General features: G+C 71.1%; 28 protein-coding genes and 6 tRNA genes. 24 read left to right on the forward strand and 10 right to left on the reverse strand.

Features of this window, described 5'->3' with window-relative positions; translation table 11 throughout:
• Positions 1 to 79 precede the first annotated feature (79 nt).
• The 5 genes from QUE44_RS03330 to QUE44_RS03350 all read left to right on the forward strand — a co-directional run bounded on the left by QUE44_RS03330 (position 80) and on the right by QUE44_RS03350 (position 2,797).
• The gene (locus QUE44_RS03330) at positions 80 to 739 is read left to right on the forward strand and encodes a TetR/AcrR family transcriptional regulator (protein WP_286215856.1); all 660 of its coding nucleotides are present in this window, start codon (positions 80 to 82) and stop codon (positions 737 to 739) included.
• 44 nt (positions 740 to 783) lie between these two features.
• Complete coding sequence (locus tag QUE44_RS03335) at positions 784 to 1,335, forward strand: DUF1684 domain-containing protein (protein ID WP_286216652.1); 552 nt, start codon at positions 784 to 786, stop codon at positions 1,333 to 1,335.
• A 108-nt stretch (positions 1,336 to 1,443) separates the two neighbouring features.
• Entirely contained in the window at positions 1,444 to 2,262 is an 819-nt protein-coding gene (locus tag QUE44_RS03340; RefSeq protein WP_286215858.1) for a hypothetical protein, read from the forward strand.
• Positions 2,232 to 2,675: a hypothetical protein gene (locus tag QUE44_RS03345; protein ID WP_286215860.1), complete on the forward strand. Its 444-nt coding sequence runs from the start codon at positions 2,232 to 2,234 to the stop codon at positions 2,673 to 2,675. Before QUE44_RS03340 ends, QUE44_RS03345 begins: the two co-directional genes overlap by 31 nt.
• On the forward strand, positions 2,672 to 2,797 hold the full coding sequence (locus QUE44_RS03350) for a hypothetical protein (protein ID WP_286215862.1): 126 nt from the start codon (positions 2,672 to 2,674) through the stop codon (positions 2,795 to 2,797). The genes QUE44_RS03345 and QUE44_RS03350 overlap by 4 nt, the downstream gene beginning before the upstream one ends.
• A gap of 45 nt (positions 2,798 to 2,842) precedes the next feature.
• Here the strand turns inward: QUE44_RS03350 and QUE44_RS03355 are convergent.
• The 5 genes from QUE44_RS03355 to QUE44_RS03375 form a co-directional block, all read right to left on the reverse strand.
• Positions 2,843 to 2,914: transfer RNA gene (locus QUE44_RS03355), tRNA-Val, on the reverse strand.
• Between the two features lie 50 nt (positions 2,915 to 2,964).
• Positions 2,965 to 3,037: transfer RNA gene (locus QUE44_RS03360), tRNA-Gly, on the reverse strand.
• 63 nt (positions 3,038 to 3,100) lie between these two features.
• A tRNA-Val gene (locus tag QUE44_RS03365) sits at positions 3,101 to 3,172 on the reverse strand.
• A 1-nt stretch (position 3,173) separates the two neighbouring features.
• Positions 3,174 to 3,244 (reverse strand) — tRNA-Cys (locus QUE44_RS03370).
• Between the two features lie 35 nt (positions 3,245 to 3,279).
• Positions 3,280 to 3,352 (reverse strand) — tRNA-Gly (locus QUE44_RS03375).
• 136 nt (positions 3,353 to 3,488) lie between these two features.
• Here QUE44_RS03375 and QUE44_RS03380 point away from each other — a divergent pair.
• The 3 genes from QUE44_RS03380 to QUE44_RS03390 all read left to right on the forward strand — a co-directional run bounded on the left by QUE44_RS03380 (position 3,489) and on the right by QUE44_RS03390 (position 6,011).
• Positions 3,489 to 4,586 (forward strand): chorismate-binding protein, encoded by a 1,098-nt coding sequence (locus QUE44_RS03380; protein WP_286215863.1) that lies wholly within the window; start codon positions 3,489 to 3,491, stop codon positions 4,584 to 4,586.
• Complete coding sequence (locus QUE44_RS03385; RefSeq protein WP_286215865.1) at positions 4,583 to 5,467, forward strand: aminotransferase class IV; 885 nt, start codon at positions 4,583 to 4,585, stop codon at positions 5,465 to 5,467. The genes QUE44_RS03380 and QUE44_RS03385 overlap by 4 nt, the downstream gene beginning before the upstream one ends.
• 121 nt (positions 5,468 to 5,588) lie before the next feature.
• The gene (locus tag QUE44_RS03390) at positions 5,589 to 6,011 is read left to right on the forward strand and encodes a hypothetical protein (protein WP_286215866.1); all 423 of its coding nucleotides are present in this window, start codon (positions 5,589 to 5,591) and stop codon (positions 6,009 to 6,011) included.
• A gap of 6 nt (positions 6,012 to 6,017) precedes the next feature.
• Here the strand turns inward: QUE44_RS03390 and QUE44_RS03395 are convergent, their stop codons facing one another.
• Together QUE44_RS03395 and QUE44_RS03400 are read right to left on the reverse strand one after the other, a co-directional pair.
• On the reverse strand, positions 6,018 to 6,701 hold the full coding sequence (locus QUE44_RS03395; protein ID WP_286215867.1) for a response regulator transcription factor: 684 nt from the start codon (positions 6,699 to 6,701) through the stop codon (positions 6,018 to 6,020).
• Complete coding sequence (locus QUE44_RS03400) at positions 6,698 to 8,251, reverse strand: sensor histidine kinase (RefSeq protein ID WP_286215870.1); 1,554 nt, start codon at positions 8,249 to 8,251, stop codon at positions 6,698 to 6,700. The genes QUE44_RS03395 and QUE44_RS03400 overlap by 4 nt, the downstream gene beginning before the upstream one ends.
• Positions 8,252 to 8,380: 129 nt before the next feature.
• Between QUE44_RS03400 and QUE44_RS03405 the strand changes: the two genes are divergently transcribed.
• Positions 8,381 to 8,455 (forward strand) — tRNA-Val (locus tag QUE44_RS03405).
• A 66-nt stretch (positions 8,456 to 8,521) separates the two neighbouring features.
• On the opposite strand, the gene QUE44_RS03410 is transcribed toward QUE44_RS03405, so the two are convergent.
• Positions 8,522 to 8,863: a YciI family protein gene (locus QUE44_RS03410; RefSeq protein ID WP_286215871.1), complete on the reverse strand. Its 342-nt coding sequence runs from the start codon at positions 8,861 to 8,863 to the stop codon at positions 8,522 to 8,524.
• An 88-nt stretch (positions 8,864 to 8,951) separates the two neighbouring features.
• Here QUE44_RS03410 and QUE44_RS03415 point away from each other — a divergent pair, with 88 nt between their 5' ends.
• Positions 8,952 to 10,145 (forward strand): phosphotransferase, encoded by a 1,194-nt coding sequence (locus tag QUE44_RS03415; protein ID WP_286215873.1) that lies wholly within the window; start codon positions 8,952 to 8,954, stop codon positions 10,143 to 10,145.
• Between the two features lie 151 nt (positions 10,146 to 10,296).
• Here the strand turns inward: QUE44_RS03415 and QUE44_RS03420 are convergent, their stop codons facing one another.
• Positions 10,297 to 10,593, reverse strand: a complete 297-nt coding sequence (locus QUE44_RS03420; protein WP_286215875.1) for a hypothetical protein — start codon at positions 10,591 to 10,593, stop codon at positions 10,297 to 10,299.
• A gap of 205 nt (positions 10,594 to 10,798) precedes the next feature.
• Between QUE44_RS03420 and QUE44_RS03425 the strand changes: the two genes are divergently transcribed.
• Positions 10,799 to 10,957, forward strand: coding sequence for a hypothetical protein (locus tag QUE44_RS03425; RefSeq protein ID WP_286215878.1), 159 nt, complete (start codon positions 10,799 to 10,801; stop codon positions 10,955 to 10,957).
• Positions 10,958 to 10,961: 4 nt separating this feature from the next.
• Here the strand turns inward: QUE44_RS03425 and QUE44_RS03430 are convergent, their stop codons facing one another.
• Positions 10,962 to 11,462 carry a hypothetical protein gene (locus QUE44_RS03430; RefSeq protein WP_286215879.1) on the reverse strand — a complete coding sequence of 167 codons (501 nt, stop codon included), beginning with the start codon at positions 11,460 to 11,462 and terminating at the stop codon, positions 10,962 to 10,964.
• On the opposite strand from QUE44_RS03430, the gene QUE44_RS13950 reads away from it, so the two are divergent.
• The 13 genes from QUE44_RS13950 (at position 11,349) to ruvC (ending at position 21,614) form a co-directional block, all read left to right on the forward strand.
• Complete coding sequence (locus QUE44_RS13950; protein WP_350226919.1) at positions 11,349 to 12,221, forward strand: hypothetical protein; 873 nt, start codon at positions 11,349 to 11,351, stop codon at positions 12,219 to 12,221. The genes QUE44_RS03430 and QUE44_RS13950 overlap by 114 nt on opposite strands.
• An 11-nt stretch (positions 12,222 to 12,232) precedes the next feature.
• Positions 12,233 to 12,463 (forward strand): hypothetical protein, encoded by a 231-nt coding sequence (locus QUE44_RS13955; protein WP_350226884.1) that lies wholly within the window; start codon positions 12,233 to 12,235, stop codon positions 12,461 to 12,463.
• On the forward strand, positions 12,460 to 12,639 hold the full coding sequence (locus QUE44_RS03440) for a hypothetical protein (RefSeq protein WP_286215881.1): 180 nt from the start codon (positions 12,460 to 12,462) through the stop codon (positions 12,637 to 12,639). Before QUE44_RS13955 ends, QUE44_RS03440 begins: the two co-directional genes overlap by 4 nt.
• A gap of 92 nt (positions 12,640 to 12,731) precedes the next feature.
• Positions 12,732 to 14,723, forward strand: a complete 1,992-nt coding sequence (thrS, locus tag QUE44_RS03445; protein ID WP_286215882.1) for a threonine--tRNA ligase — start codon at positions 12,732 to 12,734, stop codon at positions 14,721 to 14,723.
• A gap of 29 nt (positions 14,724 to 14,752) precedes the next feature.
• Entirely contained in the window at positions 14,753 to 15,268 is a 516-nt protein-coding gene (locus QUE44_RS03450; protein WP_286216653.1) for an HIT family protein, read from the forward strand.
• Entirely contained in the window at positions 15,269 to 15,928 is a 660-nt protein-coding gene (gene pgsA, locus QUE44_RS03455) for a phosphatidylinositol phosphate synthase (protein ID WP_286215883.1), read from the forward strand.
• Positions 15,925 to 16,812, forward strand: a complete 888-nt coding sequence (locus QUE44_RS03460; protein WP_286215884.1) for a phosphatidylinositol mannoside acyltransferase — start codon at positions 15,925 to 15,927, stop codon at positions 16,810 to 16,812. Before pgsA ends, QUE44_RS03460 begins: the two co-directional genes overlap by 4 nt.
• 1 nt (position 16,813) lies before the next feature.
• Complete coding sequence (locus QUE44_RS03465) at positions 16,814 to 17,968, forward strand: glycosyltransferase family 4 protein (RefSeq protein WP_286215885.1); 1,155 nt, start codon at positions 16,814 to 16,816, stop codon at positions 17,966 to 17,968.
• Positions 17,965 to 18,873, forward strand: coding sequence for a pyridoxal 5'-phosphate synthase lyase subunit PdxS (gene pdxS / locus QUE44_RS03470; protein WP_286215886.1), 909 nt, complete (start codon positions 17,965 to 17,967; stop codon positions 18,871 to 18,873). Before QUE44_RS03465 ends, pdxS begins: the two co-directional genes overlap by 4 nt.
• Before the next feature lie 21 nt (positions 18,874 to 18,894).
• Positions 18,895 to 19,425: an NUDIX hydrolase gene (locus tag QUE44_RS03475; protein WP_286215888.1), complete on the forward strand. Its 531-nt coding sequence runs from the start codon at positions 18,895 to 18,897 to the stop codon at positions 19,423 to 19,425.
• A complete protein-coding gene (pdxT, locus tag QUE44_RS03480) occupies positions 19,422 to 20,027 on the forward strand; it encodes a pyridoxal 5'-phosphate synthase glutaminase subunit PdxT (RefSeq protein ID WP_286215889.1) in 606 nt (201 codons plus the stop codon). The genes QUE44_RS03475 and pdxT overlap by 4 nt, the downstream gene beginning before the upstream one ends.
• A gap of 243 nt (positions 20,028 to 20,270) precedes the next feature.
• Positions 20,271 to 21,026, forward strand: coding sequence for a YebC/PmpR family DNA-binding transcriptional regulator (locus QUE44_RS03485; RefSeq protein WP_286215890.1), 756 nt, complete (start codon positions 20,271 to 20,273; stop codon positions 21,024 to 21,026).
• A gap of 33 nt (positions 21,027 to 21,059) precedes the next feature.
• On the forward strand, positions 21,060 to 21,614 hold the full coding sequence (gene ruvC, locus QUE44_RS03490) for a crossover junction endodeoxyribonuclease RuvC (RefSeq protein WP_286215891.1): 555 nt from the start codon (positions 21,060 to 21,062) through the stop codon (positions 21,612 to 21,614).
• Positions 21,615 to 21,657 lie beyond the last annotated feature (43 nt).

Here is a 21,657-nt window from a genome sequence, read left to right on the forward strand (position 1 = left end):
TTACTAGTACGTCTACACCGACTGTAGCGCAGGGCAGGCACAATCGATTCCCTGCACTCGCCCCACGCAAGGAGCACCCATGACCGCGACGCACGCGCCCACCGCGACCGGCACGCGAGACGACCGCCGCGCCTCGTCCCAGGCCACGGGCTCGCTCGGCTCCCGCATCGCGCCACGGCGAGGTCCCGCCGTGGCCGAGGAGATCGTGGAGGCGGCGTCCCGGCTCTTCGCCACGCACGGGATCCGTGCGGTCAGCGCGGATCGGATTCTCGCCGAGGTCGGGTTCTCCAAGGTCACCTTCTACCGTCACTTCCCCAGCAAGGACGATGTCGTGGTCGCCTATCTCGAGCGCGAACTCGCCCGGGTTCGAGCGGCCATCGCACAGGGCACGGGGGTGCCGCCAGACCTGACGACGATCGCGGCCGCGCTGACGGAGGACATGTGCGGCCCCGGCTTTCGCGGGTGTCCCTTCATCAACGCCGCGGCCGAGTACCCCGACGCGGAGCATCCCGTCCGCCGCGTCGTCGCGGACTTCCGCGCCGTGATGATGCGCGCGATCGAGGGCTGGCTCGTCTCCGCCGGCGTCGCGCGCGACGGTGCCGACACGGCGCTGCTCGCGCATCAGATCATGATGTTGCGCGATGGTGCGCTCGTCGCTGGCTACCTCGACCGCGATCCCGATGCCGTCACGCGGGGCCTCGCGAACGCGATGGGCACGCTCCTGGGCGGGCGTCCGTGAGCGCCGCGTGGCAGATCAGGGACTGGCGCTTGCGCGTCGCCGAGATGTACGCCGCGGTGCGCGCGCACTCCGACCCGCGTGCGGCCCACGAGGAGTGGCGCGAGCGTCGCGCGACGCTGCTCCGCGACCACCCGGCGACGCCCGTGCCTCCGGCCGCCCGTGCATCGTTCCGTCCCAGCGTCGCCCCGTACGACCCCGCCGCCCGCTTCGTGGTGCCGGTCCTCGACGCGCCGCCGGAGCGGCGTGAGGTGCCCACGGCGACCGATGGCGTGGTCCCGTTCGAACGCGTCGGAAGGGTCGAGCTTCCGGGCCTCGGAGGGCTCGACGTGTGGTGGCTCGACTCGTACGGCGGCGGGATCTTTGTGCCCCTGCGCGACCCCTCGGCACGCACCTACGGTGGAGGACGATACGTGCTCGACACCGTGAAGGGGGCCGATCTCGGAGGCACTCGAGACGCGCTCGTGATCGACCTCAACTTTGCCTACCAGCCGTCGTGCGCGTATTCCTCGGACTGGGTGTGCCCGCTCCCCGGACCGGGAAACACGCTCGCGGAAGCGGTCGAGGTGGGAGAGCTCTTCGCGCCCATTCCGGGCTGACCGGCGGCGACCTGCGGGCGGAGAGCGGCGCGTCGCGAGCCCCACGTCCCGGCCGCGGGTCTAGCGTCGGACCAGGTCCCCCATGCCTGGCTCACAAGGAGGTGCCCGGTGTCAGTGGCGCTGCTGTCGATGGAGCATGAACGGCCGTATGGAGTCGACGAGGTCTTCTACTCGACCACCGATCGGCGCGGGGTGATCGAGACGGTGAACTCCACGTTCGTGCGGCTCTCGCGGTTCAGCGAGGACGCGCTCGTGGGTGCCCCGCACAACCTCATCCGCCACCCCGATATGCCCGGCGGCGCCTTCCGGATCATGTGGGACCGCCTGCTCGCCGGCCGGTCGATGGCGGCCTACGTGGTGAACCTCGCCGCCGATGGCGTGCCCTACCGCACGTTCTCGACCGTGACGCCGCTGGGCGACGGCTTCCTCTCGGTGAGGTCGGCCGTCACGTGCCCCGACCTCTGGGAGCCCGTGGTCGACGCGTATCGGCTCACGCGTGCGCTCGAGAATGGCGTGCGCCGCGCGGGCGCGAGCCGTGCGGAGGCGGCGACGATCGGCGCACAGGACCTGCTGAGGAGACTCCGCGGACTGGGCTTCGACGACTATGACGACGTCATCAGGACGCTGCTGCCCGCCGAGGTCGACGGGCGCCGCGCCGCGGGGGAGGCTCCGCTCGGCCCCTCACGCGGCCCGGGGACCGTTGGCACGACGTCGTACGGGGGCTCATCACGATCGATCATGAGCTCGGCGAACTTCGCGCGCGCTACGAGGACGCCGCCGAGGTCGCCGCGGAGCTCGGCCGCGTCGCGGGAACGCTTCACGTCAGCCTCGACGCGCTGGCCAGTGCCGCGGACGCCGCGGCGGAGGCATCCGAGGCCGTCGCGGCGTCCGCTCCGGTGCTGCCGCCCACCGCGCGCGCCACGGTGACCCTTGCTCGGGCACTTCGCGAGACGGTGCGGCCGCTGAGTGTCGCTCTCGACGCGCAGCGCACGCGTCTCCTGGATCTGCGCGCGGCGCTCGCGCTGTCCGTGCTCCACACCGACATGGCGCTGCTGGTCGCGGCCGACCTCATCGCGGGCACCGCGATCGGCGACCCCGCCCGCAGCATCGGCGATCTCGCGAGCGCGGTCGCCGTGTCGATCGAGGAGGGGAGGAGACCCGCCGTGCCGCCGCCGCGGGCCTGCTGGCCGCGGCGGACGCGGTCGACGACGCGCACCAGCGGCTGCTCGAGTTCCAGCGACTGCTCGCGAACTGGCGCACCCTGGTGGTGCGCAGCGGAGTGGGCGAGCGGCTGTCGGCAGGCCTCGCCCCCATCGATGCACGGCTGGGAGAGGGAATGAGGGACATGGCGGCGCTGACGGCGCTCGCGGCCCGCTGCCGTGGCCTCGCCGCGCCCGTGGACACCGGCGACCTGCGGGGTGCCGCCGAGTCCGTGAGGGGCGCGGTGCGCGTGAGTCGTTGAGGAATGTCCGCGGGCTGCGTGCGAGCCGCGTGGAGATCAGGGGAGTGGGCGATACTGGGATCGAACCAGTGACCTCTTCCGTGTCAGGGAAGCGCGCTACCGCTGCGCCAATCGCCCGGCAAGAAGCCAGGTAAAACACGAAGATCGCCCCGAGGGGCGATCATTCGAGCGGACGACGGGATTCGAACCCGCGACCCTCACCTTGGCAAGGTGATGCTCTACCAACTGAGCCACGTCCGCGTTTGCCGGTCGGAACCGGCCGACAGGCCGAGGCCCGATTTCTCGGGTGACTCGTCCTCGTCGTGGGCGATACTGGGATCGAACCAGTGACCTCTTCCGTGTCAGGGAAGCGCGCTACCGCTGCGCCAATCGCCCGAGGTGGAGATGGGATTCGAACCCACGTATACGGCTTTGCAGGCCGCTGCCTCGCCTCTCGGCCACTCCACCGTAGTGCCGCCACCGTCACCGGCGCCGGCGCTCCGAGCGGACGACGGGATTCGAACCCGCGACCCTCACCTTGGCAAGGTGATGCTCTACCAACTGAGCCACGTCCGCATGTCGGGGCTGTGCCCTGACGAGAGATAGACCCTAGCGGATAGAACGCCGCCGGACCAAATCGGTCGACGCCCGGGCGTGGCGCGCGAGACCCCGTCGACCAGCGTCACGCGCGCGCCCCACTAGCGTGGTCTCCGTGAGGTGGGAGGACGATCCGCGCCGGACCGGCAGCGCCGCGTTCCGGGGCGTCCGCGCCGCCTCACCCGTCGACCATGCGGACCTCACCGTCGACGGCGCCAAGGTCGCCGCGGGCGGCTTCTGGGTCGTCGTGGGGAGCTTCGAGGGCCGCCTCGACGCGTGGCGCATGGAGGCCGTGACCAGGGACGATGCCGTGCCCGAGCCGCCTCCCGGCCGCGCCTGGCGCGGTCCGCTGGCTTCCTCGTGGACCTCGTCCCTCGATCGCGACGCGTACATGGCGGGCGTCGACCGGATCCGCGCGGACATCCGCGATGGCGACGTCTATCAGGTCAACCTCTGTCGCATGCTCGACGCGCCGCTTCCCGCGGCTGAACCGGGGCCGGACGCCGTGGCGCTCGCGCATCGGCTCGCGACGGGCAACCCCGCACGCTTCGCGTCGCGCATCGTGATTCCCCGCACCGCGGCGTGGCCGGGGGCCTGGGTGGTCTCGGCGTCTCCCGAGCTTTACCTGAGGGTGGACGGTGCCACGGTGACCTCGAGCCCGATCAAGGGAACCGCGGCACCGGGGGAGCAGATGCTCCCCAAGGACGAGGCCGAGAACGTGATGATCACCGACCTCATCCGCAACGACGTCTCGCACGTCGCCGCGCCCGGCTCGGTGAGGGTGCCGGAGCTGCTCGGCCTGCACGAGCACCCGGGACTGGTGCACCTGCAGTCCACGGTCGCGGCGACGCTCGCGCCCGACTTCGACTGGACCGAGCGACTGTGGCCGGCCCTGATGGACGGCACGTTTCCGCCGGGGTCCGTGAGCGGCGCACCCAAGGGGTCCGCGCTGGCAATCATCGCGCGCGAGGAGCCCGTGCCTCGCGGTCCGTACTGCGGTGCGATCGGGTGGATCGATGCCGATTCCCGTCGCGCCGAGCTCGCGGTGGGCATTCGCACCTTCGTGTGGCGCCCTGACCAGGGCGGACGCCTGTCCTTCGGTACCGGCGCCGGCATCACGTGGGGGTCGGAGGCGGCGGGAGAGTGGGCCGAGACGGAGTTGAAGGCGCGACGCTTGATAGCTCTGGCATCCGCGGACACAATGGGCCCATGACAACGCTGGTGTGGGTGGGGGGACGCCTGCGTGGTGGTGGGCTTCTCGATGACGCTGACGAGCCGGTCGTCGCGGCGCGAGACCATGGCTGGACGGTCGGCGACGGCGTCTTCGAGACCATGGAGGTGGTCCACGGCCGCGCCTTCGCGCTCACGCGCCACCTCAAGCGTCTCGAGTACTCGATGGCGCGCATGGGCATGGAGCCCGTCGACACCGAGTGGGTGCGCGAGGCCGTGGGTGAGGTGCTCTCCGCCGCCGAGGGCCTCACTCGCCTGCGCATCACCGTGTCGTCCGGCGCCGGACCCATGAGCAGTGCGCGCGGCGACGGGCCCCATACGCTCGTCGTGGTGGCGAACGACTCCCCGGCGCTCACGGAGTGTCGCGCGGTGCGGGTGCCGTGGCGTCGCAACGAACGGTCGCCGCTCGCGGGCGTGAAGAGCACGTCCTACGCCGAGAACGTGGTGATGATGGAGTTCGCGCGCTCGCGCGGCGCGGACGAGGCACTCATGGCCAACACCCATGGCCACCTGTGCGAGGGCACGGCATCCAACATCCTCATCGAACGCGAAGGGGAGATCGTCACCCCGCCGCTTGCCTCTGGCTGTCTACCCGGCACCGTGCGAGGGCTTGCTCTCGAGTGGGGCGCCGAGGCCAGCCTGCCCATCAGGGTCGCCGCCCCGGGAGAGCTCGAACTGGGAGTCCTCGACGAGGTCACGAGCGGCGCGGCGCACGCCGCGGTGACCTCCTCGACGCGTCGCGTCCAGCCGCTCGCCTCCCTTGACGGCGTGGAGTTGGCCCCCGGGCCCCTCCTGACGGCCCTGGCGGAGGTCTTCGCCGACCGTTCCGCGCGCGACACCGATCCTCAGCCGCGCCGCGCGTGACCGCGTGGTTCATGAGAGTTTTCTCATGAAGCTCTCCTGAAGGGCTCACCGCGCGGGACGATGCTGGGGTGACGCGCGCGCCAGTGCCCGCGCCGACGCACACGACGGGAAGGAACACGCGATGGCCACGCAGTCGACATGGATCGTCACCGGCGCCTTTGGCATCGTCGCGGTGGGTGCTGGTGTCGCGTTTGCGGCCAGCGGGGGCCCGTCCAACGACCCCGTTCCGGGGATCGAGGTGAGCGCACCCTCGTCGCCGGAGGCGCTCATCCTCAAGGTGAGTTCGACCGTCACACCCGTCACTCCTGTGACGGCGATCTCCGCCATCACCGCGGCATCGAGCCCGACCGCAACCGCCTCTCCCGTCACGCGCGTCTCGGTGGTCTCGCCGTCCCCCGCGACGCCGGCCGCGCCGGCGACCGCGGCATCGGCCCCCAGCGCGGCAAGCCCGGCGGACCCGGCGCCCGCGCCCGCGCCCGCGCAGGCGAGCGCCGCGTCGCCCGCGAGCGCGGCGTCGGCTCCCAGCCCGCAGTCCGCGGACTAGCGAGGCCTACGAGAATCCGGTGCCGGGCCGCGGTGCCACCAGCCGGTAGCCCACCCCGCGCACCGTCTCGATGCGATCCGCGCCGATCTTTGCGCGGAGGTAGCGGACGTAGACGTCGACCACGTTCGAGCCGGGGTCGAAGTCGTATCCCCACACGCGAGAGAGCAGCTGCTCGCGGCTGAGTGCCTGCCCGGGATTGCGCAGCAGCGTCTCCGCGAGCGTGAACTCTCGCGCGGACAGGTCGACTTCGCGACTCTCGATGGTCGCGCGGCGCGTGCGCAGGTCGAGCGACAGCGACCCGTGGGACAGCGTGGTCGCCTCACCCTGGCTCTCGACGCGCAGGCGCAGCCGGATCCTGGCGAGGAGTTCGTCGAAGCCGAAGGGCTTGGCCATGTAGTCGTCCGCGCCGCCCTCGAGGCCGGCGACGGTGTCATCGACCGACCGCCGCGCCGTGAGGATGATGACGGGCACGCCGACGCCCGAGGCGCGCATGCGAGCCAGCAGCTCGAGGCCGTCGCCGTCGGGCAGACCCAGGTCGAGCACGATGAGGTCGGGGTCGCCCGATAGTGCGGCCTCGAAGCCCTCCTTCGCGGTGGCCGCGCGCTGCGTCGCGTATCCGGCCGACTTCAGGCCCTTCGCGACGAAGGTCGCGATCCTGTCCTCGTCCTCGATCACCAGGATCTGGGTCACGGAGCCTCCTCTGCGGTGGTGGGGGTGTCGGTGTGGGCTCGCGCCCGGGGAATCTCGATCGTGAACAGTGCGCCGCCGCCGGGCGCCCCGCCGCACCGGGCCCGGCCCTCGTGGGCGTGGGCGATGGCCGCGACGATCGCCAGGCCCAGCCCCGAGCCCGGAGCGGAGCGGTCGCCCACGCGTGCGAAGCGCTCGAAGACACGCTCGCGGTCCTCGGGTGCCACACCAGGTCCCTCGTCGGCGACCCACAGCACGGCCCGGGAGCCCTCGATTCTGCTGCCCAGCGAGATCCGCGAACCGGCCGGGGAGAACTTGACGGCGTTGGCCGCGAGCTGCAGGAGGGCCTGCGTGAGCCGCTGACGGTCTGCCTCCGCGACCCCCTCCGCGCGCTGCTCGAGTCGCCACTGCCGCTCGCCCAGGGCCACGGCCTTGTCGAAGATCTCGTCCGTGAGGGCGCCCAGTTCGATGGGCTCGGCGCGCACGAAGTCGGGACGTTCCGCGGTGGCCAGCGTCGTGAGGTCGTCGATGACCCTGTTCATGCGCGCGACCTCGTCGAGCGCGAGCGCCCGCACCTCGCGGGCATCGTCGGGATCCTCGGCATCCATGAGCTCGAGATGGCCCCTCACGACGGTGAGGGGTGTGCGCAGCTCGTGGTTGACATCGTCGATGAGCTGGCGCTGCGCGTCGAACGCGTCGTCGAGTCGCTCGAGCATCTCGTTGACGGAGCGCGTCATGTCGGCGAGGTCGTCGTTGCCTCTGACAGGGATGCGCTCGGAGAGGTCCTCGCGTCCGATCCTGCGCGCCGACGCCGCGAGGACGCGGATGGGCCGGAGCAGCTGCCCCGCGACCAGCCAACCCACGACCGTCACGACCACCAGCGAGGCGGCGGCGACGAGCGCATAGCTCCGGAACACCTCGCCAAAATCCGCGCGCTCGGCCGTGAGGTCGTACGCGAAGACGAGTGCCGCGACGGAGTCCGCCGGCGGCGACGAGTCGTCCGGACCCTCAGCAAGAGATCCGTCCGCCGCCGTGCGCACGGGGATCGCCGCGACCCGATACGTCGTGACGGGGGTCTCGACGGTCGTGAACGACGTCGCGTCCCCCGTGACCAGTGGACCCAGTGCGGCCACCAGCGCCGGATCGTCCTCGAGCGCGACGTCCGCGCCGCGCGCGGTGTACGCGATTTCGCCGCCCACGACACCCACGACTCCCTCATTGCGGCCGGGGATGATGCGCGCCATCGCCGTGCGCACGAGATCCGCCGGCGACGTGAAGGCCTCGCCGGTCTCCGGGTCGACGCCCTCGGAGGACAGCAGGCGGAACTCCTCGGCCGAGGACCGGAGGTCGTCGTCGATGCGTGTCTCGACGCGTAGTTCCTGCAGCCGGGCCACCGTCACGCCCGCGGTGAGCAGCGCGAGCGCGCTGAGGCCAAACACCGCCGCAAGGATCCACGTGCGGACCGTGAGGCCGCGGCGCGAGGCGCGAGGCGCGGTGTCGTGCATGGGGCGAGCCGCGGCATCGTCGCTGGCAGGGCTCGGGTCGGTGGACACGTGGCTAGTGTCCCATCGTGAGCGTGGGCGCGGCATGAGAGTTCTCTCATGCGGGCGCCCGCGGACCCGGCCGCGACCGGGGGTGTCACTCGCACCCCGGCGGAGGCGCTACTATGGTGACCGCTCGATGGGCGATTGGCGCAGGGGTAGCGCGCTTCCTTCACACGGAAGAGGTCACTGGTTCGATCCCAGTATCGCCCACCATCTTCAGCGATTCAGGCCCCGGTCCGCCGGGGCCTGACGTGTGTCTCGGCCCAGAGACGCGCTGCCTCAGCTCGCGGGATCGTCGCCCAAGCGCCGGACCTCCTGAGGGCAGCGGCAGGCCGCCGCGAGCCTGGCCGCCCACGCGACCGCCTCGTCCTGGGACGCGACCCTCAGTACCGCGAAGCCGCCGTCGAGCACGTATCCCGGGTACGTCGTCGCGGACACCTCGCCGTGGCCGTTGACGCGCACGGGCGCCACCGACGTGTCGATGCCGCCGCCGAAGACGTAGACGCCGGCGGCTTTGGCGTCCTCGATCGCGGCGTGCGAGTCAACACTCGCCTGCGCGAGTTCCTCGGGACTGAGGTCCGCCATCGCGCTCGCGGGAAAGGAGACCAGGAAGTGAGGCATGGAGCGATCGTCACGCGCCATCCCCGGCGGCGCAACCGCACGGTGACGAGTGCGCCGCCTCGCCCGCCGCCATGGTGGGATGGACCCCATGACAGTCGTCCCCGACCTGGCCGTCCTGCTGCGCGAGGACCCTGAGCCCATGCTGGTGGCGGCCCTGGGCGCGTCGGGCGCCGCGCTCGAGTCGTGGACCATCGACGCCGTGCACGCGCGCCCCGGCGCGGAAACCTCGGTGGCCTACGACGTGGTCGCGTCGGGGGAGCGCATCTACCTCATCGCGTCGACCGCGGATATCGACGATGCCGTGCGCGCCAGGGTGGGCGCCGTGCGCCTGGAGAACGAGCAGGGCGCCGTGACGGTGTGGCGCCATCCCGCGGACCCCGAACTCACCGGCCTCGCGGATGCCTGTGTGCCCGAGGCTCTCGCCGCCAGGATCGCAGCCGCCGACGGTGAGCCGTGCGAGGTCACCGGCCTCGAGATGATGGTCCTGCGGCCCATGCGCCGCGCGGTCCTGCGTGCGCGCGTGACCCGCGACGGCGTCGAGTCCGCGGTGTTCGTCAAGGTGGTGCGTCCTCGCCGTGCCGCGCGGCTGCTCGAGCGGCACGCGATGTGTGCCCTCGCGCCGCGTGCGCGGGACCTGTGCGACGGCATCGTCCTCATCGACGCCGCCGAGGGCATCCCCCTCACCTCCCACCTGTATCTGCCGACCGCGCCCGAAGGGCGTGCGCCCCTCGACCCCGCGCTGATCCTCGACGTGCTCGACGCGCTCCCGGAGGCGGCCACGGCCCTCGACAGGCGGCCGTCCCCCACGGAGGAGCTCTCCCGCTACGCCGACGCGGCGATCGCCGCGGGACTCGAGGAGTCTCGCGTGCGCGCCGTCGCGGCGCGGATCGCCGCCGCCACGCGCGAGGCTCCCGGTCCGGTGGTCGCGACCCACGGGGACTTTCACGCGGCGAACGTCTTCGTCTCGGCCACCCGCGACCCCCGACCCACGGCGCTCATCGACGTCGACACGCTCGGCCCCGGGTACCGCGCGGATGACCTCGCATGCCTGCTCGCTCACCTCCTCACGCTCGAGGACTTTGACGGCGAGGGCTACGCGGACGTGCCGGCGTGGATCGACGCGGTCCGTGCCGCGCTCGCGGACGCGGTGCCCGCGGAACAGCTCGCGGCACGCATCGCGGCGGTGCTCGTCTCGCTCGCGTCTGGCATCGCGGATCGCTCGCTCGCGCAGCGCTGGCTCGAGCGTGCCGAGTCGGAGGTGGCCTCGCTTCCGCCCGCATGAGAGGACTCTCACGATCCTCTCCTAGGCCGTTCATGTGTGCCCGTCATGGTGGTGCCATCGAGACAGGCCACCCGGGTCTGACCGAGATCACAGGAGACCATCATGAACATCCGTCACAGGAGCGCGTGGATCGTCGCCGGCACGCTCGGCGTCATCGGTGTGGGCGTCGCGGCCAACGCGGCCACTGGCGACGCGCCGACCCCCAGCCCAGCCCGTCCGACACCGCGAGCGAGACGCCCCGCGTCTCGCCCTCGTCGATCGTTCCGCTGTCGAGCACGATGTCCGTGCGGTCGACGGTGTCCGTCCGGTCCTCCGTGTCGCCCGCGACCCCCGCGTCGAGCCCCTCGCCGGTGAGCACGCAGTCGCCCGCGACCCCCGCGTCGAGCCCCTCGCCGGTGAGCACGCAGTCGCCCGTGTCGCCGCAGTCCGCACCCTCGCCCGTGAGCACCCAGTCGCCCGTGTCGCCGCAGTCCGCACCCTCGCCGGTGTCGCCGGTCAGCGCCCAGTCGCCGGTCTCGGCGCAGTCCGCCCAGTCCGCCCAGTCCGCGCCGAGCGCGCCCTCGAACTAGGCGCCCCACGCATCGTCCGGAATGGCAGGACCCTGGCCCGCGTTGTCGCCCATGCCAAGAGCACCCCTATCTCAGGAGGCAGTGATGGACATGAAGGATCTCGCCAACAAGGCCAAGGACGCCCTTCCGGACGATGAGACCCTCGGCAAGGTCGGCGACAAGATTCGCGAGCACACCCCCGACAACGTGGACGTGCAGGTCGCGAAGGCCGAGCAGTGGGCCAAGGACCACAACAAGGACTGACCCCTCAGGCGCCGTCTCCCTCGGGAGGCGGCGCCTGTGTCATGCCCCGGCATGCGCGTCCGCGCGGCTGGACACCCGGCGTCGGGCGTCGATAGCGTCCTCGATAGCCGAAGGACGGGGACCGACCAGGGGAGGTCGCATGAGTGAGCCGGCGGCGGTGGACCCGCGCATCGCGCGTCGCGTCGCCGAGCAACTCGACGAGTTTCAGCTGGTCGAGTATCGCCCCGAGTTCCGCGTCGACCTCGAGCGCATCCGCTTCTCGCCGTACTTCTCGCGGCTGTCCGCGGTCACTCAGGTGATCTCGCAGTCCGGCGCCGGACTCGCGGTCCACAACCGCCTCACGCATTCCGTGAAGGTGACGGCCGTCGCGCGCGCGATCGCCGTCTCGCTCGTGGGCGACCGAGGCGAGCGTGGCGCGCTCGTACGGGATCTGGGTGGATGCGACCCGGTCGTGGTGCAGGCGGCCGCAGCCGCGCACGACCTCGGCCATCCGCCGTTCGGCCACCTGGGCGAGCAGACCCTCAATCGCCTGGCCCGCGAGCGCTTCGGGCTCGACGAGGGCTTCGAGGGCAATGCCCAGACCTTCCGCATCCTCACGCGTCTCGACGAGTACGATCGGGCCGGCTCCGGCCTGAACCTCACGGCCGCGGTGAGGGCCGCGGTGCTGAAGTACCCCTGGATGCGGGCCGAGGGCCAGCGCTGGCCCGTGGGCGCCGCGACGCCGCGCGGTCTCGCGCCCGCCAGGCCGGGGAGGGCGCGCTCAAGTTCTCGGCGTACACCCTCGACGCCGCCGACTTCGCGCAGGCTCGGGCCGCATACCCCGCGATCGCGCCGCTCCAGCAGACCGTCGAGTGCTCGGTCATGGACATCGCGGACGACATCGCCTACTCGCTGCACGACCTCGACGACTTCTACCGCGCGGACCTCCTCAACCAGGCGGCGGTGTCCGCGGAGTTCCGCACGTGGATCAGGGACCGCGCGGCGCTCGCACGAATCCCGCGCGAGGAGCTCCTGCGCGCCCCGCGCACGCCGGGACACGGCCTCGAACTGCTGCGCAGGCGGATGGTCGAGAAGGACCCGTGGGTCGCGGGGGACGATGCCTTCGGCGAGTCCGTCGCGAGGGTCGCCGACGAGGTCGTGGACGGCCTGCTGTCGGTCCCATACGACGGCTCGCTCGCGGCCGACCGCGGGCTCGCGGTGTTCATGTCCGGATGGATCGCCCGCCTCCAGCACTCGGTCTCCGTCGAACGCGACCCCCACGTGAGGTCGGGCCACGTGAGCCTCGACACCGCGGCGTGGCACGACGTCGCTGTCCTGAAGTTCCTCCAGGAGCGGTTCGTCCTCCACCGTCCCGACCTCGCGGTGTATCAGCGCGGCCAGGCGAGCGTGATCGAGAGGCTCGTGACCAGCTTCGCGGCATGGCTCGACGACGATGACGACGTGCGCCGCGCCCCCGGCGCCTCCTGGACCTGGTCGAGATCGCCGCCGAGGACTACCTCAGGGTGAGGGATCGGTCGCCGGAGGCCCTGCCGACCACCGATGCCGCGGCGTTGCGGCGCTACGCCACGGGCCGCGGCATCATCGACTACGTCGCCTCGCTCACCGATGCGCAGGCGATGTCGGTCGCGGCGCTCGTCTCGGGCGCCTCCGAGCGGCTGTGGGACGGGGGACAGGGGCTGTAGCCGCCACCCGCGCTCACGCGCGGCGGTGACGCGACCGCACGGACCCTCGGTAGCATCGTCCCCGTACGCCCCACCACCCGAGGAGAACACCGGTGTCAAGCCTGACTGCGACCATCGACGGCGTCGAGCGAGAGCTCGCACCGGGCACGACGGGCGCCGATCTGTTCGGTGAGCGCCGCGACGTGGTCGTGATGAGGGTCGACGGCGCGCTGTGGGATCTCGCGCGCGAGGTCCCCGCCGGCGCCTCCGTCGACGCCGTGACGGTCTCCGAGCCCGACGGCCTCATGGTGCTGCGCCACTCGACCGCGCACGTGCTCGCGCAGGCCGTTCAGGCCGTTAACCCCGACGCCAAGCTGGGCGTCGGCCCGCCCATCGAGAACGGCTTCTACTACGACTTCGACGTCGAGACGCCCTTCACCCCCGAGGACCTCAAGGCACTCGAGAAGGCGATGCAGCGCATCGTCAAGGAGGGTCAGGCCTTCGTGCGTCGCGAGGTGACCCGCGACGAGGCGCTCGCGGAGCTCGCTCACGAGCCCTTCAAGTGCGAGCTGCTCACGCAGGACACCGCGGGTGCCGAGGGTGCCTCGGTCGAGATCGGCGATGGCGACATCACCATCTACGACAACGTGCGCCGCGGGGGCGAGGTCGCATGGAAGGACCTGTGCCGCGGTCCTCACGTGCCCAGCACCCGTGTGCTGCAGAACGGGTGGTCGCTCATGCGCTCCGCCGCCGCATACTGGAAGGGCTCCGAGAAGAACCCGCAGCTCCAGCGCGTGTACGGCACGGCGTGGCCCTCCAAGGAGGAACTCACCGCGTACAAGGAGCGGCTCGCCGAGGCGGAGCGCCGCGACCACCGCAAGCTCGGCGCGGAGATGGACCTCTTCTCCTTCCCCGACGAGATCGGCTCGGGGCTCGCCGTCTTCCACCCCAAGGGCGGCGTGATCCGCATGGAGATGGAGGAGTACTCCCGCAGGCGCCACATCGAGGAGGGGTACGAGTTCGTCTACACCCCCCACGCGACCAAGGCGCAGCTGTTCCAGACCTCGGGTCACCTCGACTGGTACGCGGACGGCATGTACCCGCCCATGCAGATGGACGAGGAGCGCGACGCCGCGGGCAACATCACGAAGCAGGGCCAGGACTACTACCTCAAGCCCATGAACTGCCCGATGCACAACCTCATCTTCGGCGCGCGTGGCCGGTCGTATCGCGAGCTGCCGCTGCGCCTGTTCGAGTTCGGCACGGTGTACCGCAACGAGAAGTCGGGCGTGGTGCACGGCCTCACCCGTGCGCGCGGCTTCACGCAGGATGACGCGCACATCTACTGCACGCGCGAGCAGATGAAGGATGAGCTCACCACCACCCTCGAGTTCGTGCTCGGACTGCTCAAGGACTACGGGCTCGAGGACTTCTACCTCGAACTGTCGACCCGCAATCCCGAGAAGTCGGTCGGCTCGGACGAGATCTGGGAGGAGGCCACCGCGACCCTGCGCGAGGTGGGCCTCGCGTCGGGCCTCGAACTGGTGCCCGACCCGGGTGGCGCGGCGTTCTACGGACCCAAGATCTCCGTGCAGGCGCGCGACGCGATCGGGCGCACGTGGCAGATGTCGACCATCCAGCTCGACTTCAACCTTCCCGAGCGCTTTGAGCTCGAGTACACGGCCTCGGACGGCTCGCGCCAGCGCCCCGTGATGATTCACCGTGCGCTGTTCGGCTCGATTGAGCGCTTCTTCGCGATCCTTACCGAGCACTATGCGGGTCAGTTCCCCGTGTGGCTCGCACCGGTCCAGGTGCGCGCGATCCCGGTCGCCGAGCCGTTCAACGACTACCTGGGCGAGCTGGTCGCGCGACTGCGCGCGGCGGGCGTGCGCGCCGAGCTCGACGCCTCGGACGAGCGCTTCCCCAAGAAGATCCGCACCGCCTCGAAGGAGAAGATTCCGTTCGTCCTCATCGCGGGCGGCGACGACGCCGACGCGAACGCGGTGTCCTTCCGCTATCGCGACGGCAGCCAGGACAACCAGGTGCCGCTCGACGAGGCCGTCGCGCGCATCGTCGAGGCCGTGACCACGAAGGCTCAGGTCTGACGGTGCCCGAGGCCGTCGACGCGGACACCATGGGAGGCGAGCCCGACGGGCTCGAGAGACTGTGGACCCCGCATCGGCTCGCCTACGTCAAGGCGGAGCGACCCGAAGGCGAGCCGCGCGGCTGCCCGCTGTGCAAGAAGACCGAGTCTGACGACCGCGCCCACCTGGTGGTCCACAGGGGAGAGCACTGCTACGTGGTGCTCAACCTGTTCCCGTACAACCCCGGCCACCTCATGGTGTGCCCGTATCGCCATGTCGCGCTCTACACGGACGCCACCGACGCCGAGCGAGACGAGATGGCGGTGCTGACCCAGCGCGCGATGCGCGTGCTGGCCCGGGTGAGCAGCCCGCAGGGCTTCAACATCGGGATCAATCAGGGAACCGCGGGCGGAGCGGGGATCTCCGCTCACCTCCACCAGCACGTGGTGCCGAGCTGGGAGGGAGACTCGAACTTCCTCCCCATCATCGCGCGCACCAAGGCGGTGCCCGAACTGCTCGACGACACGTGGCGACGCGTGAGCGACGCCTTCAGAGAGGACCAGTAGATGTTCGGCAGGCTACGGCCGCTCATGGCGGCCCTGTGGCAGGCGCCCGCACGCGCGCTGCTCGGGCTGGGTGTCCACCCCAACGTCATGACCATCCTCGGCACGGCCGGCGTGGTGTTCGGCGCGCTGTTCTTCCTGCCCAAGGGCGGGATCTGGCTGTTCTGGGGCGTCATCTTCATCACCGTGTTCGTGGTGACGGACATGCTCGACGGGACGATGGCCCGGCTGGGAGGCAAGAGCTCTCGCCTGGGCGCGTTCCTGGATTCGACGCTCGACAGGGTCGCCGACGCCGCGATCTTCGGCGCCCTCGCATGGTCCTTCATCGACAACGATCGCGCGACAGCCCTGGCCGCACTCGCGTGCCTCGCCATCGGTTCGCTCGTGCCCTACGCCCGCGCGCGTGCCGAGTCGATCGGCGTCGACGCGAAGGTGGGCATCGCCGAGCGCTCGGACAGGCTCGTGATCGGGCTGACCGCGACCGGAATCGTGGGACTCGGCGTGCCGCTGCCCGTGCTGACGTGGACCCTGTGGGTGCTCGCGGCGATGGCGGCGATCACCGTCGCGCAGCGGATCAACGCGGTGGTGCAGCGCGCGCGACGCGACCCCGCGTGGAACGCGAGCAGTCTCGAGGCCGGGCGCCAGCTCTACCCGCACGAATGAACGGCTTCCTGTTCGCGTTCCGGGCCTCGCGCTACCTCCCGGTCTCCGTCACCCGCGGCGCACTGTGGGCGGGCACGATGGCGCAATGGGTGCGCCGCGCCAAGCCCGCCCGCCGTCTCGAGGAGAACCTGCATCGCGTCACGGGGCTCGAGGGGCGTGACCTGCGCCGCCTCAGCCGCGCGGGCATGGCCTCCGCCGCGCGCTACTACGCCGAGGCCTTCGAGTTGCCTCGCATGACCGCTGACGTCATCGACGCGCGCGTGCGTATGGAGAACGAGGCCGAGATCAGGGAGATCATCCGCGAGCACGGCCGCGTGGTGATCGCGCTCTCGCACTCGGGCAACTGGGATCTGGTGGGCGCTTTCGCGTGCCGGAACCTGGGTCCCGTCGTGTCCGTCGCGGAGGTGCTGAAGCCGCGTGAGGTCTTCGAGGAGTTCGTCGCGCTGCGCGAGGGCGTGGGCATGCGGATCCTCGGCCTCGAAGGGGGATCCACCTTCAGGGAGCTGATCCGTATCGCACGCGGCGACGGCGGACTCATCTGCCTGCTCGCGGACCGGGACCTCACGGGTTCGGGCATCGAGGTGGACTTCGCGGGTCACCGCGCGAAGGTGGCGCCCGGACCGGCAGCGCTGGCCGCGGCGACCGACACGATGCTCGTGCCCGTCATGGTGCGCTACGAGCGGCTGCGGGGAAAGCGCCGGCGCGCGGCGCGGTCGCGGTGGGGGACCGTGCTCACCTTTGGTGCGGCGGTCTCTCCGGCCGATGCCCCTGGCGACGACCGCGTGGGTCACCTCACGCGGGCCTGGGTAGGGTTCATGGGCGACGCCATCCGCAGGCACCCCCAGGATTGGCACATGCTGCAACGGTTCGGATGGACGGAGTGAGATGAGGATCGGCATCGTCTGCCCGTACTCGCTCGACCGGCCCGGCGGCGTGCAGCTGCACGTTCTCGACCTCGCCCAGGCGCTCATCGCGCGCGGCCACGACGTCTCGGTGCTGGCCCCCGCCGCCGAGGACACACCCGTGCCGCCGTACGTGTCGAGTGCGGGGCGATCGATTCCGATCCGCTATAACGGCTCGACGGCGCGCCTCACGTTCGGTCTCATGGCCGCGTCCCGCGTGCGTGAGTGGCTCAAGCTCGGTCACTTCGATGTGGTCCACCTGCACGAGCCGGGCGCCCCGTCGCTCAGCCTCATCGCGATGTGGGCGCGGATCGGGCCCACCGTGGCGACGTTCCACAGTTCGCAGTCGGAGTCCGCGGCGATGCGGCTCGCGAAGCCGTGGATTAAGCCGGGCTACGAGGAGCTCGACGCGCGCATCGCGGTGTCGCCCTCCGCCGCGGCGACCGTGCGCGACCACCTGAGGGTCGAGGCCACGCACATCATTCCCAACGGGGTCGACACCTCGCACTACGTCACGGCCGTCCCCGACCCCCGGTGGACGGGCACGGCCGAGGCCCCGAGCATCGGCATCCTGGGACGCCTCGACGAGCCGCGCAAGGGGCTCGAGGACTTCCTTGCCGCGATCCCTGCGGTCCGTGCGGCGCATCCGCACGCGCGCTTCCTGGTCGCGGGCCGCTTCTCGGATCGAGTGGCCGCCAAGGCCGCGCGCGCCGGCGCCGAGGTCGTCGGGGAGCTCGACGAGGCGCAGAAGGCGCGCTTCATGGCCTCGGTCGACATCTACTGCGCGCCCAACCTGGGCGGCGAGAGCTTCGGGATCGTGCTGGTTGAGGCGATGGCCGCCGGGGCCGCCGTCGTGGCCTCGGATCTCACGGCGTTCATGGACGTGTCGACGCTCGCCGACGGCGGTCACGCCGCCGCGCACCACGCGGTCGGCGATCCCGCGTCGATCGGCGCGAGCGTCATCGCGCTCCTCGATGACCCGGCGGAGCGCGCCGCGCTCGCCGAGCGGGGGCGCGAATGCGCCGCCGCCTTTGACTGGTCCAACGTCGCGCCCCGCGTCGAAGAGACGTACCGCGACGCCATTAGGATGGATGCCGAGTTCCATCCCCATCCGACGAAGGACGTCACATCGCCATGACCACCACCGACGACACCACTCAGCCCCAGGTTGGCACCGACCTCGTGAAGCGCGGCATGGCCGAGATGCTCAAGGGCGGCGTCATCATGGACGTGGTCACCCCCGAGCAGGCTCGCATCGCCGAGGACGCGGGCGCGGTCGCCGTGATGGCGCTCGAGCGGGTGCCCGCCGACATCCGTGCGCAAGGCGGCGTGGCGCGCATGAGCGACCCCGACCTCATCCAGGGCATCATCGACACCGTCTCGATCCCCGTGATGGCCAAGGCGCGCATCGGCCACTTCGTCGAGGCGCAGGTGCTGCAGTCGCTCGGCGTCGACTACATCGACGAGTCCGAGGTGCTCACCCCCGCGGACTACACGCACCACATCGACAAGTGGAACTTCACGGTTCCCTTCGTGTGCGGCGCGACCAACCTGGGCGAGGCGCTGCGCCGCATCTCCGAGGGTGCGGCCATGATCCGCTCGAAGGGCGAGGCCGGCACGGGCGACGTGTCGAACGCGACCACGCACATGCGTCAGATCCGCGCGGAGATCAAGGCGCTCACCGCGCTGCCCAAGGACGAGCTGTACGTCGCCGCCAAGGAGCTCCAGGCGCCGCTGCCGCTCGTGCAGGAGATCGCCGAGACCGGCAAGCTCCCCGTGGTGCTCTTCACCGCGGGTGGCATCGCGACGCCCGCCGACGCCGCGATGATGATGCAGCTGGGCGCCGAGGGCGTGTTCGTCGGCTCCGGCATCTTCAAGTCGGGCAACCCCGCGCAGCGCGCCGCGGCGATCGTCAAGGCGACGACGTTCTTCGACGACCCGTCGGTGATCGCCGACGTGTCGCGCGGGCTGGGCGAGGCGATGGTCGGCATCAACGTCGACGAGGTCCCCGAGCCGCACCGCCTCGCCGAGCGCGGCTGGTAAACCCCGGCTGTTCGATCACGCATGGGCGCCGCGACGGGGGACAGGATCCACCGACGCGGCGCCCGCGTGTTGCTCGTCGCGCCCGCGGGGGACGACGGCGAGGGTCCCCGCCTGCTCATGGTGCAGGGGCATGATCCTCACGACACGGCGCGCTCCTTCTGGTTCACGCCGGGCGGCGGGATCGAGCCGGGAGAGACGATGCTCGAGGCGGCGGTGCGCGAGCTGGTCGAGGAGACCGGCTACGTGCTCGAGCCTCACGAGCTCGTGGGTCCCGTGTGGAGGCGCACAGCGGTGTTCGACTTCGCGTCGCGGCCCTACACGCAGTTCGAAGAGATCTACGTCGGCCGGCTCGAGGACGCCGACCGGCGCGCACGCACGGCCGAGGAATGGACCGAGGTCGAACGCGAGACCATCGACGAGGTCACGTGGCTCACGGAGCGCGAGCTCCGCGAGTCGATGATCGAGGTGTTTCCGGCCCAGTTGCGGGAGCCATGGGCGTGGTTCCTCGACTGGGACGGCGTGACGAGGGACCTGGGAGAGGTGGACGAATGAGCACCGTGGGTGTGCTGGCCCTGCAGGGCGATGTGCGCGAGCATGCGGCCGCGCTCGAGCGCGTGGGCGCGACCGCGACGCGCGTGCGCCGTCTCGCGGAGCTCGAGGCCGTCGACGCGCTCGTCATCCCCGGCGGCGAGTCCACCACGATCGACAAGCTCCTGCGCGCATTCGACCTGTTCGAGCCGCTGCGGTCGCGGATCGCCGAGGGCATGCCCGTGATGGGCTCGTGCGCGGGCATGATCATGCTTGCGACGGACATCATCGGGGCGATCGAAGGGCAGCGGTCGCTGGGCGGCATCCCCATGACGGTGCGCCGCAACGCGTTCGGGCGGCAGGTCGACTCGGCCGAGACCGAGTTGGTGTGGGAGCCGGACGGCTCGATCATGCACGCGACGTTCATCCGTGCGCCGTGGGTTGAGTCGTGGGATCCGGCGGTCGAGGTGCTCGCGACCGCCGCCGGCCCCGACGGCATGCGTCATCCCGTCGCGGTGCGCCACCGCGCGGCGATCGCGACGAGCTTCCACCCCGAGATCGTCGCGCCGGGTGGCACCGCGGACGACCGCGTACATCGGCTGCTCGTCGACCTCATCGCGTCGTAGCCATCCCCGCTGCGGCTGCCCCCCGCGGCTCCGCCACACAAGCCACCCCGGCATCGGCCCTCAGCGGGCTCTCCGGGCACGACACGCCGGCGACACGCCGAGCGCTGTGTGGCGGAGCCGCGAATCCGTGTGGCGGAGCCGCGAATCCGTGTGGCGGAGCCGCGATGGTGTGGGACCGGTTCCGGGCCTCGCCACGCACTACACTGGACGGGATTCCAGACCGACATTCGACGAGGAGCACACGTGTCCGGGCATTCCAAGTGGGCGACGACCAAGCACAAGAAGGCCGTCATCGACGCCAAGCGCGGCAAGCTGTTCGCCAAGCTCATCAAGAACATCGAGGTCGCTGCCCGGACCGGCGGCGGCGATCTCGCGGGCAACCCGACCCTGTTCGACGCGGTGCAGAAGGCCAAGAAGTCCTCGGTGCCCAACGACAACATCGACCGCGCGGTCAAGCGCGGCTCGGGGCTCGAGGCGGGCGGAGCCGACTACGAGACCATCATGTACGAGGGCTACGGCCCCGGCGGTGTGGCCGTGCTCATCGAGTGCCTCACCGACAACCGCAACCGTGCGGCCACCGAGGTGCGCGTGGCGCTCACGCGCAACGGCGGCTCGCTCGCTGACCCCGGCTCGGTGTCGTACCTGTTCTCCCGCAAGGGCCAGGTGATTGTCGCCAAGGACGGCGGCGCGACCGAGGACGACCTCATGGAGGCCGCTCTCGATGCGGGTGCCGAGGAGATCAACGATCTCGGCGACGTGTTCGAGATCATCTCGGAGGCCACCGACTTCGTGGCAGTGCGCACCGCGCTCCAGGAGGCCGGCATCGACTACGACAGCGCCGAGGCGACCTTCCTCCCCTCGATGAAGATCGAGCTCGAGGTCGAGGGCACCAAGAAGATGCTGCGTCTCATCGACGCCCTCGAGGACTCGGACGACGTCCAGAACGTGTGGGCGAACTTCGACGCGAGCGACGAGGTCCTCGAGGCCGCGCAGGCCTAGCGGCTCGCGCGCGGCGGAGGGGAAGCAGGGCCGATGCGCATCCTGGGGGTCGATCCCGGCCTCACCAGGTGCGGGTTGGGAGTGGTCGAGTCGGGCGCTGCGCGGCGCGTGACGATGCTCGACGTGCGGGTGGCGACGTCGCCATCGACCCTCGAGACCCCGGCGCGGCTCGCCCAGATCGCGGACGTGGTCGAGGCGATGCTCGACGAGCATCGTCCCGAGGCGGTCGCGATGGAGCGCATCTTCGCGCGCTCCGACGTGTCGACGATCATGGGCACCGCCCAGGTCTCCGGCGTGATCATGCTCGCGGCCGAGCGGCGGGGGCTCCCGCTGTCGCTCTACACGCCGTCCGAGGTCAAGGCCGCGGTGACCGGAGATGGCCGCGCCGGCAAGGAGCAGGTGACGTTCATGGTGACGCGGCTGCTGGGTCTCGCGCAGGCCCCACGACCGGCCGATGCCGCGGACGCCCTCGCGATCGCGATCGCGCACGCGTGGCGTGGGGGTGCCGCACCGGTGGGATCGGCCGCGACGACGCCCGCTCAGCGGCGCTGGACCGAGGCCGAGAAGGCGGCGCGCCGTCGCGGATGACGTCGGTGCGCTCGGCTAGCCTGTTCGTACACATGTTCGAGAG

The organism is Demequina sediminis (assembly GCF_030296675.1).
Classification (GTDB): domain Bacteria; phylum Actinomycetota; class Actinomycetes; order Actinomycetales; family Demequinaceae; genus Demequina; species Demequina sediminis.